This window comes from Planctomycetota bacterium, from assembly GCA_026387035.1.
Lineage (GTDB): Bacteria > Planctomycetota > Phycisphaerae > FEN-1346 > FEN-1346 > JAPLMM01.
In genome coordinates this window covers 1-10,193 of sequence record JAPLMM010000059.1, presented here as the reverse complement: position 1 = coordinate 10,193, position 10,193 = coordinate 1, and the positions used below count along the sequence as shown (strand labels likewise).

Here is a 10,193-nt window from a genome sequence, read left to right as displayed (position 1 = left end):
ACTTCCTCGCTGCCCTCGGGGCACGTCAGAATGTTGCTGGTTTCGGAATACTGGATAGCCGTGACCCACCACGCGTCCGGCTTGGGGAAGAACAGCGTCTTCCCGCCCGTTGAGGTCAGGCGCGCGTCCGCCGCCGCGGTGCCGAAGGTCTGGTAGATGTGGTAGAGATTGTTGCGGCAGATGGTGAACCGCGCCACCGCCCAGGCCCGCTGCCCCGCCGGCAGCAGAAGCGCCAGCAGCAGCCCCAGAATGACGATGACGACCAGCAACTCGACCAGGGTGAACGCCCCCTTGCCGGATGGGGTCTTCGACTTGCGTCTCGAACGGGCCATCACAGTCCTCCTTTCACGGCCTCTCCGACGCGCGGCCTTGGTGCGCGCCGTATCAGTCGGGCTTGTCAACATGGCGCCACTGATACTCCGGCCTCCGCACCAGCGCCACGCCGGCCTTCCGGAACGCCTCCTGCACCCCAGGGAAAGTCTTCAGGTATTCCACGGAGGCGGCGGCCTCGTAGGGCCAGTCGGGCACGCGGCCCGGCTCGCCGAAGTACTGGGCCCCGAACTTTGCGTACAGTTCCTTGATGGCCTGGAGTTGGACGGCGGGCGCGTCGTCCTTCTCAGCCGCCTCCATCAGCCACGCGAGGGTCTCCGGCACCGCGCACAGCCCCAACCCCATCACGGCGCCGAGTCGCACTTCCTCGGCCGGGTCCTTGCGCACCACTTCGCCCAGCCTCGCGGCGGCCGCCGCGTCGCCGTACAGCCCGAGCGTGATCGCGGCTGCGCGACGCACAGGTGCGCCGGCATCCTGCGTACCCTGCTCGACGGTGGCGCGGTATTTCGGTTCCACGAATCGCCCCAGGCCGATGAGCGCCGCCTGACGGACCCGGACGTCCGACTCCTTGACGGCGGCTTGGGCGAGGGCGTCGCCGGCGCCAAGAGGCTTGGCGTCGGCCAGTCGGCAGATGGACGTGATGCGCTCGTCCGGCGTCGCTCCGCCAATCCGGGCCCGGCCGAACGCCCCGATAAGGATTAACGCGACCCCCGCGGCCACGACCACGGCCCCCACGGCGATCAACCACCTTTTGCCCTTGCTCGACATGAATCCACCAGACCTCCGATATTAAGGGTCAAAACACCCCCCCTAATAGTCATTATACCACGCCTTTTTCAACATCCACGCAAAATTCTCGAAAACGTCGAAAACGCAATCTCAAAAATCCCCCAATGCCCCCCAAAAATGAGGTCTGACCCCATTTCACCATTTATTGCTTGCGGTTAAACCTGGCCCGGGTCGCGCCGTATTCTCACTTGGGGAGATACCGCGCGATTGGACACCTGGGCAAACAGGACAAGGCAGTCGCGCTGTGTTCTCACCTGGGCAGGTACCGCACGCCTTCTTCCGGCGTCACGCGCACCGGACGGATCGCCACCGCGCTCCTCAGCCGCCACTCCCTTTCCGCGTCCGGCTGGAACACGCCTTCCCATACGACGTCTCGGAAGGGTTGGCCGGCATCGAACCGACTGCCCGGCGCCGGCCGGAAAAGATAGGTCTGTCGCACGATCGCTCGCCCGTCCTCCCACTGGATGGTCGGCGTCGCCGCCGTCGCCCGCACGTGCCGAAGGCCCAGCCTCACCACGGCCGCCAGGTCTTCCCGCCGCGCCCGGCCGTTCTGGTAATCCGGCGAGACCCGCTCGATAAGCGCTTCCGCGTCGCCCGTGTCCGCCGCGCGGGCCATGACGTCCAGAGTCCGCACGAGGCGCTCGTAATCCGTCTGGACCGCCCACGCGAGGAGTCCGACCGCGATCGCTGCCGCAGGGAATGCCGCCAGCGCGATCGCCGCCCGGCGCGATCGGCTCTGCCACCAGACGACGAACGCCACGATCTCGGCCAGCGCGAGGCCGATCCACAGGCTCAGCGGATCTTCCAGAAAGAGGTGTTTCAGGATTTCCATGCGCTGTCTCCCATTGCGCCCCGGCCATCTTACCGCGCCCGGATGGCCAAGCCCAGGGATTCCGTGATGCGCGCCGTCCACGTTTAACCGCGACCCGAAGTTTACCCGCCGTGGCGGGGGGAGCGCGCGCCTTTCACCCGCCCCCCGGGTGCGAAGCGGAGAGGACGGTTTCTGTGAAGGGGTTTCCGCGGCCAGGCCGATAGATACTGTGCGGAAAAGGCCGTCAGGGACGGTCTTGGTCTCAGCAGGCGGTCTGGTTATTCCCCGTTTATTTGGGAGCGTGCATGCACAGGGTGGACGAAAGGCGGCGGCACAACCGTTGGATTCTGGCCTGTCCGGTGACTCTCCGCGACGCGGCCGGCCGAATCGTCCTGCGCGGCCGCGGGACGGACGTTTCGGCCTACGGCGTCCGCGTCGTGGGTCCCGGCGGCACGGCGTTGAAAGAGGGGAGTCCGACGTGGATTGAACTCAGCGTGCCGAACCCGCGTGCGAGCGGCCCGCGGATGCGCATCGTGAAGATGCGAGGCGAAGTTCGCCGAGTCACCGACATCGGCGACTGGAGAGCCGCCGTCATCGTCTTCGACACAAACTTCAAGCGCAGCCTGCTCGACCCCGTGCAGGTGTCTTAGAGCTTTGTCGCTCATCATTGAGCGACAAAGCACAGAGCAGGAGAGAGGAGAGAGGAGACCGCGGGAGAGCGATGCGGTCGCATGCCTGCGTCCATCGCCTCTGTTCGATCGGCTGCCGTTTTCTTCTACTTTCTCCTCTCTACTGCTCTCCCGCTCTAGTGCTCTGTCAGCCCTCTGTTGAGGGCGGACAGAGCACTAGAGGCGTCCCAGGAGCCGGCCGAGAACAAGTCCCACCACGACGGCGGCGGCGGCCCACACGAGATGGATTCCCACGGGCATGTAGTGCCGCGTCTCGGCTTGCCGGACGGCCTCGGCGAGGGATTCGGGGTTCTCGTGGATTTTTCCGCCGCCGGCCGTCACGATCCGCTCAAGGAGCGTGCGGTCCACTCCGAATCGCTCGTATTCGCGTGGGGGAAGACCGGGCAGGGCCAGGGTCATCCGCTCGCCGCCTTCGTCGCCGGAGTGGACGATGAGGGTGGCTCCCCGTGCGGTCCGCTTTCCGAGGTCGGCCTCGGCAGCGCCCGGCTCAACCGCTTCCAGAGCGACCTGGCGCGCGCCCGGCGCGCCCGCCTCGAACAAGGCGGCTGAGAACCGCAGGGGCGTGGCGGCAACGGCGGAGGACGCCCCCTCCGCAGGATGCTGTGCAGGCGGGCCTGCCCCGTTGGGGACGTTCCGCTGCTCCACCCGCACCCACCATCGGCCGTCGCGATCTAAAACGCGCGCGGACCATCCGGCCGGCGAGGCCGGGCCTTCGAGCCAGGCCAGGATCTCGCGGAGATAGCGGCCGAGACCGTCGTCGGCCGTCCAGGCGCCGCCCGCTAAGCCGGCGGGCCAGGGCATGGCGGCGGCCTTTCCGAGACCTCGGCGCCAGACGGCCAGCAGCGGCACGGTTCCAATTTCGGTTCCCGCGGTTTCCCATGGAATGGAAGCGCCTTCCTTCGGCCGCGTGACGTTGCAGGCCGTGACAGCGGGGAGCGTCGGCCCCGGTCGCCGCCAGACGGGCTGCGGGTCGCGCCAGGCGGCGGGGAAAACGCCTTCGGTGAGTCCTTCGCCGCGGGCCCAGGTGAGGTCCTTGAGGAACATTTCGGCGAGGCGCGCCAGGTCCGTGGAGCGGTAGAGCCGGCCGCCGGTTTCCCGGGCGAGTCGTCCGAGGCTCTCGAGGTCGGCGTCGGCGCCGGTGGCGACGGCGGAGACGCTGACGCTGCGCTCGCGGCAGCGGCCGATGAGAAGCGGAAGGTCGAAGTCCCGGCTGCGGCCGTCGCTGAGGAGAAGAAGGTGGCGAACGGGTTGGTTTTCGCCGGCGCCGGCCGGCGGGAGGAGGTCGAGGGCGCCCGCCAGGGCGGGGGTGACGCGGGTGCCGCCGCCCGCCTCGAGGGACACCAGGCGGCCGCGCAGGGTTTCCCATTCGGAGGCGGGGACGAGGGGCGAAACGGTGCGCGGCTGGCCGGCGAAGGCGACGATGCCGACGCGGTCGGCGGGCGCGAGGGCGGCGCGGAGCGCGAGGACGGCCTGCTTGGCGAGGGTGATCTTGCGCGGGGCGCCGGGGCCCTCGCCGACGGTTTCATTCATGGAGCCGCTTGAATCTATCACGAGGACCATTTCGAGGGGCGGCCGCCGGCCGGTGCGGCTGGAGACGGGGAGGACGTCTTCGATGGGCGAGTCGCCGTAGCCGCCGGCCGCAAAAGCGGCGTCGCCGCCGATCACCAGGAGTCCCAGGCCGCCGCGACCGACGAGGTCGGCGAGTCGCCGGGCGGATTCCCGGCCGAGCGTCCAGGCGGAGACGTTGTCGAGGATGACGGTGGCGGCGCCGGCGCCGGGGAGCGCAAGGCCTTCCTCGGCGCGGGCGGCCGTCGCCCGTAGGCCGTGTTTTCTGAGGAGATCGAAGATCGGGCCGGGCGCGGGGCCGGAGTAAACGTAGAGCACGGTTCGGGGCTCTCCGACGCGAACGACGCAGGAGGCGCGGTTATTTTCGGGGACGGCATCGGAGTCGTCGGCGATTTGGGCGGTGTAGGTCCAATCGCCTTCGGCGGGCGGCGTGTCCTCGAAGAGCAGTTCGGCGCCGACGCCGGGCTCGACGCGGACGCGGCGTTGCCAGTCGGCGGCCGGAGCGTCGCCGAGGGGCAGGCGTTCGAGGCGGACGGTCACGTCGGCCGGGCGTCGCCACGGCGAAGCCTGGCTTTGCCCTGGCGGAGCCGGGCGCGTGGAGACGAGGCGAAGGCGGATCGCGACGGGGACGCCGCTTTCGGCGCGGGGCGGCGCGTCGAGGGCGGCGAGGCGCACGTCGCTCACGGCAACGAGGGTCGGGAGGACGGCGTGGACCTGGATGCCGCGTGCGGCGAGGCGTGTGGCGGCGCGGACGGCGTCTCCGCGGGTCTCGCGGGCGTCGGTGTAGAGGACGACGATGCCGCGGGCGTCGGGCAGGGCGAGCGAGGCGGCCTCGAGTCCGGCGGCGACGTCGGTTGCGTCGGCGCCGGTGGCCGTGGGTCTATCGGGAGGGAACCCGGCAGGCGAGGCGAGTTTCTCCGCCGGGGCGGATCCGGGGCGGATTCTGAGGTCGGCGGCGGCGTCGAACCGGACAAGGCCGACGGGGACCGCCGGGAAGGCGGCGACCGAGCGCGCCAGTTCCTCGGCGGGCGGCGTCGGGCCTCGCGCCAGGGCCATGCTGGGCGAGACGTCCTGGAGGATGCAGACGGCGGCAGCCCCTGGTGCGGAGACGCGGAAGGCGGGTCCGGCGAGGGCGGCGAGGAGCAGTCCCGTCGCCAGGCAGGCGAGGACGGCGCGCCCGAGGGCGCCGGGGCGACGGGGTGAAGAACGCAAAGCCGGCCATGCGAGGATCGCCCAGACGGGGAGGATGACGGCGACGACCCAGGGGTGTGCCAGCCGCAGAAGGTCCATGGCCCCCATTATAGAAGAGGGGCGCGTGGCGGCCAATGAGTTTCGTTGCGGCTCAGGGCCTCGGGTGCGCCAGGATTTTCTGGCACTTGGTGAAGGCGCGAAACGCGACTCGTGTGGCACGGCCGGTCTTGCCCGGCCGTGCAGCGGCGCACGGCGGGACAAGGCCCGCCGTGCCACACAGGTTACCTTTTGCACCCTTATCGTCAGGTGCCAGGAGATCCTGGCGCACCCAGGGCCTCGGCCAGGCCGTCAATCGAGCCACTGGAAGTTGAGGATGCGGGGGTAGATGAAGTTGGTCTTATCGGTCGGGGGATAGGCGAGGGAGGGGGACCGGTCGACAAGGGCCCAGAATCGGCGGGTGCGAATGATGTCTTCGGGCTTATCGATGGTGTTATTCGTCTTCTGGGCGCGCGACGGGTCAACGATCTGGACCGTGCCGTAAACGGAGAAGGTGTCGCTCCGGACGGTGGCGATGTTGGAGATGAGGGTGAAGGCCGCATCGCGCTGCTCGACGCTGGCGTTGGCAGGGGGAGTGAAGTATTTCAGGATTTGTGCGGGGCTCTTGAAAGGTCGGTTGGCGGTGAGGCCGCTGAGGTCGACTGAGCCGACGACCCCCAATCTAAGCGCACTAAGGGTGTCGGGCGTGGCGGTGTTGAGGTTGATTTTGCCGGCGACGCGGCATTCGGGGCCGCCGGTCTGTCCGGCGGCGGGCTTGCCGGTGTCGGCGAAGTCGGTTTTCCCGTCGCCGTCGTTATCGAGACTGTCCTGCCAGGGCCCACCGACGGAGAGGACGTTGGCGGCGCGGGCGGCAGCGACGGCGCCGGGGGCGTCCAAGTCGTTGATGTTCTTCATCCAGTCGAACTTGACGTTGTTTTCCTGGGTTCTTTGCGTTTGACAGACGATGCAGATCCAGGGTTCTCTCCACCAGGTGTTTCGGCCGGCGGGGTCGGGGCCCGGAAGGAAGCGGAGGACCTGGTTCAAGTCTCCGACGCGAGCGAAGGCCTTGTAGGGGGCTCCCGTGGACCCGCGGACGGGCAACTGGGCGGTGGCCTCGGCGTCAGAGATGCAGTTGGGAAACCGGATGGGGATACAGGAAGCCTCAAGACCCGAATCCTTCTGAGGCAGGTTGGGTGTTTCGGCACCGCCGGTGAACCATCCGGCGGCATAAAAGACACAAATGGGGGCGTTATTTGTAGTTTTGGAACTGCGGCGTTCGTCGACACACCACACCTTACGGTAGATCCGGTTGTTGGTCTCGAGGGAGGCGACATCGGCGGCGGTGACGAGATCGAGATCGAGGAACTTGCCGCTGAATGTCGTATCGTACTTCTGGAGTCTAATAGATTTAAGGACATCTTTGATGGTGAGGTTGGATCTGCAGGTGACCGTGGCCTGAAGTGTGTTGCAGGTGTCCTGAGGCATTTGCCCAGGGGCAGGGATGGATTGCGCCGCGGCGGGGGCAACCGTGTGGGGCAGATCGACATTAAAGTAGACGTACTGCTGCCATGTCGCGTAACCGCCGTCCCCGTCCCCGTCAAAATCGCCGGGCCAGGGGTTGTAGATTTCGACTTTGACGGTGTAGGTGCGGATGATGTTGTTGGGGTCGGTGCTGTCGATGACAGGGCCGGTATAGGTGACTTCGGAGAAGATGGCCTGGCGATTGGCGCCGACGTAGTTGGCGCCGCCGATCGAGACAAAGTCAAATCCTTTCCGGCTCCGGAAGGCGACGATGTTGGCGACGAGTTGTTTCAGTTCGCCGGTGTCTTCCCAGGCGCGTCCGTCGCGGAGGGCTTCGTAGATGGCGTCGGCGCTGGCGGTGTTGAGGTCGACTTTGGCGGCGGACCAGCCGAAGTCGGTCGTCCCGGCGGCGTTCTTCATGGTGGCATGCGAACCGGCCCCGTCGCCGCGCACCTCGGCGGTCCAGGAGACGGTGGTGGTCTTGAGGCGCGGAGTGTAGGCATTGGCGTTGGCTGGGTCGGAGGGCAAAGCGGGCCAGAACTGTTCGAGTCGGCTCTGAAAGTACGTGCCGAAGAGGTTTCGGAGTTCGAACTCTTCATCGAGGGTGAAGGGAACGTCCTGGCCGGCATAGGGGTTCTCGATGAGGACGGCGCCGGCCATGGAGTTTCCCGGCTTGGCATCGGCGCCCCAGCAACCGGGGACGGAGCCTGCACCGGAGCCTGTGCCGGTCAGCAGGGTGTTGAGGTCCGGCCCCGGGAGGACGTCGCTGACGAAGTAACCTTTGCCGATGCAGTCGCCGTATTCCCACGCGCCGGTGTCCTTGCTGCCGTGGGCGTTCATGTTCAAGAGGGCGCCATGGTCGAGGATGGTGACGCTGGCGCGGACGAGATACTGGTCGCAGGGAGCGGCGAGGTCGGGGATCCAGATGCCGTTCTTGGCGGGGGTAGTGACGGGCATGCCGAGGTTGTCGGGCCCGGTGACCTGGGAGCCGAATTTGATCCAGAACAGGTTTTCGCTCTTGTTGCCGAAAGAGATCCAGGCGGGTGTGGCGTTTGAGACGATGGGCGTTGAGAGCCAGGGATCGACGGCGGCGGAGGGGAAATCGTAGGGCTCGCAGGCCCCGTAGGTCTTGCCGTCTATGGGGTCCAGGCCGGCTTGCCGCCCCGTGAGCAGTTTGCCCGTGAATTCGAATTTGTTGGCCGCGGGAATATTCCATTCCCATACGTCGGTGACCATTTGGTGGATGGCGTAATCGAGGGCGCCGTCGGCGGCGATCATCATTTGGGTCTGGAGGGCGAAACTGGTGGCGGTCGAGCGTTCGAGGCTGCTCAGGGCGAGAAACGCGACGCCGATGACGGCCAGAATGGCCAACAAACCGAGGACGACCACCAGGACCGAAGCGTGTTGCTTCATAAGCGGGTCCCCTTCTGTGCCGCGCCCTTAGTTCTACAACGCTATCTCAACGCAGAGATCGCTGAGACCGCAGAGAAAGCCGAGGCCTGGGTAACAACAAACAGCAGCCAATAACTGACGCCTTCCCTTTTCGTCTTTACCCAATTTGTGCCGTTCTCTGCGTTCTCTGCGTTGAAGAACACAGCGTAGTAATATTAGGGATTTCCAAGCCAGAACGTTTCCTGGAGGGCGTATCCCTCGTAACGATTTTTGCCGGCGGGCAGAGGGCCCCGGTCGTCGGGGCTATGGACGGCCAGGGTGACGCGGATGGCGCGAGGTCGTTCGCTTCCCGGGGAGAAGATCATAGTTCCTTTTGTCCAGTTCCCTATAGGGGAGGCGTTGTCCCAGTATTCGACGAAGAACTCGCTCGTGCCGGTGGTCATGATGCGTCGGAGGCTGGCGTCGGGTGTCCCGGTGTCGCCGGGCAGGAAGGGCACGACCCTGGTGGAGGTGCGGCCGACCGAGAGGGGGGCTGTGCCACCAAGGGAGGCATAGAGGTCGCCGAGGTAGGGGGCCTTGGCCTTGTCCTGGGTCTCGAGGGCCTGCTCGGCCTGCCCGGACATGAGCCAGGCGCTTCGCGCGAGGACGCCCCGGCGGTAGTCGACGGTTTTCCCGTCGATGGTGAGAAAGGAAGTGGGGGTGAGGACGTTGGTGGTGTAGAGGATTTCGGCAGCGCCGGCTCGACAGGTTTGGGGGTCGTAGGCGCCGAAGTGCCGGCCGACGCTGACGAAGGCGAGGGTGTCGCTGTGATAGTTGCTGTCTCCGCCGGCGGTGATCTTCAGGTAACCTTCGGGCGTGATGCCGCGGAGGTCGCGGTTGAGGCGGTCGAGGGTGGCGCGCATCTGCTGATGAGCGCCGTGGATGGCCTCGGCGTCGGTGGCGGTCTGGGTGACGATCCCGAAGATTTCGACGACGCCGATCATCACGATGGTCATGATGGAGGCGGCGGTGACGAGTTCAACGAGGGTGAAAGCCCGTGCCCCGTGCGACGGGTTTGGCCGACCGCGGACCGACGGCGTATGCATAGTTATTCTCCCAACATGGTATGATAGACGGCGACGGCGTCCGGCACGCGTCGGATGGTCGTGGTGGTCGGGGAAATGATGTAACCGCCGGACGTCACGCCAACCGCGGGATATCCCGTAATCTTTGGCGTGCCGCCCGAGGTATCTATCGTGACGTAATCAATCAGATAGCCCCAGCCGAGTCCGCCGGAGGGTTCGAGGATGTAAGTTCCCGGCCCGGGTTTGGGATTGGTGGCGTTGGCCCACAGCTCGCTCGTGGCGGAGGTAGAGGGCAACTTGCCGATGGAGCGGCAGACGACGATAGTAAGTCGATAGGGACCGTCAGTCGCGGCGGTCGCCGACAAGGGAGATCGAGATCTGGTGGCGAAGATGCGGGCGACGTAGTTGCCGGCGTCCCAGGTGTTGCCGCCCTCGTAGGTGCGACTCGTAGGCTTCGTAGGCGAGGTGTAAAGAAATACGGAGGGCCTGTACACAACGTGGAGTCTGCCCGCTACATCGAAATAGCCCCCGGCGAGGTAATTGAGGTCGATGAAGGCATAACTACTATCAGTATTATCGCGCAGCCAATTGATAATCGCGTTCCGGTCGGCTCGTACCCGCGCCATGGCGCTGCGGGCGCAGAGGGCCGCCATGGTCTGGTCGCGGCTGCGTCGGCTCTGGTCGACGGCCACGGGAAAGATCGAGGCGACCATCGTCAGGCCGATGCCGAGGATGCCGGCGGCCATGAGCATTTCGGTGAGGGTAAAGGCGGCCCGGCGTTTTCGCGGGAATGCCACGTCGCGC

Annotated in this window: 8 protein-coding genes; 1 reads left to right on the top strand and 7 read right to left on the bottom strand. The window is 66.5% G+C overall.

Translation table 11 applies throughout. The features are described 5' to 3' along the window. From NTX40_01815 to NTX40_01805, 3 genes are all read right to left on the bottom strand, one after another. On the bottom strand, nucleotides 1–332 hold a 332-nt coding region (locus NTX40_01815), incomplete at its 3' end, for a prepilin-type N-terminal cleavage/methylation domain-containing protein (GenBank protein MCX5647821.1). Nucleotides 333–384: 52 nt separating this feature from the next. Continuing rightward, the gene (locus NTX40_01810; protein MCX5647820.1) at nucleotides 385–1,098 is read right to left on the bottom strand and encodes a HEAT repeat domain-containing protein; all 714 of its coding nucleotides are present in this window, start codon (nucleotides 1,096–1,098) and stop codon (nucleotides 385–387) included. A 271-nt stretch (nucleotides 1,099–1,369) separates the two neighbouring features. Then, nucleotides 1,370–1,951 carry a hypothetical protein gene (locus tag NTX40_01805; GenBank protein ID MCX5647819.1) on the bottom strand — a complete coding sequence of 194 codons (582 nt, stop codon included), beginning with the start codon at nucleotides 1,949–1,951 and terminating at the stop codon, nucleotides 1,370–1,372. A 284-nt stretch (nucleotides 1,952–2,235) separates the two neighbouring features. On the opposite strand from NTX40_01805, the gene NTX40_01800 reads away from it, so the two are divergent. Then, nucleotides 2,236–2,580: a PilZ domain-containing protein gene (locus NTX40_01800; protein MCX5647818.1), complete on the top strand. Its 345-nt coding sequence runs from the start codon at nucleotides 2,236–2,238 to the stop codon at nucleotides 2,578–2,580. Nucleotides 2,581–2,775: 195 nt separating this feature from the next. On the opposite strand, the gene NTX40_01795 is transcribed toward NTX40_01800, so the two are convergent. The 4 genes from NTX40_01795 to NTX40_01780 form a co-directional block, all read right to left on the bottom strand. Next, nucleotides 2,776–5,475: a VWA domain-containing protein gene (locus NTX40_01795; GenBank protein ID MCX5647817.1), complete on the bottom strand. Its 2,700-nt coding sequence runs from the start codon at nucleotides 5,473–5,475 to the stop codon at nucleotides 2,776–2,778. Nucleotides 5,476–5,724: 249 nt separating this feature from the next. After that, nucleotides 5,725–8,346 carry a hypothetical protein gene (locus NTX40_01790; GenBank protein MCX5647816.1) on the bottom strand — a complete coding sequence of 874 codons (2,622 nt, stop codon included), beginning with the start codon at nucleotides 8,344–8,346 and terminating at the stop codon, nucleotides 5,725–5,727. Nucleotides 8,347–8,540: 194 nt separating this feature from the next. Next, the gene (locus NTX40_01785) at nucleotides 8,541–9,410 is read right to left on the bottom strand and encodes a hypothetical protein (GenBank protein ID MCX5647815.1); all 870 of its coding nucleotides are present in this window, start codon (nucleotides 9,408–9,410) and stop codon (nucleotides 8,541–8,543) included. Between the two features lie 2 nt (nucleotides 9,411–9,412). Then, the coding region (locus tag NTX40_01780; GenBank protein ID MCX5647814.1) for a prepilin-type N-terminal cleavage/methylation domain-containing protein at nucleotides 9,413–10,193 on the bottom strand (781 nt) is incomplete at its 5' end.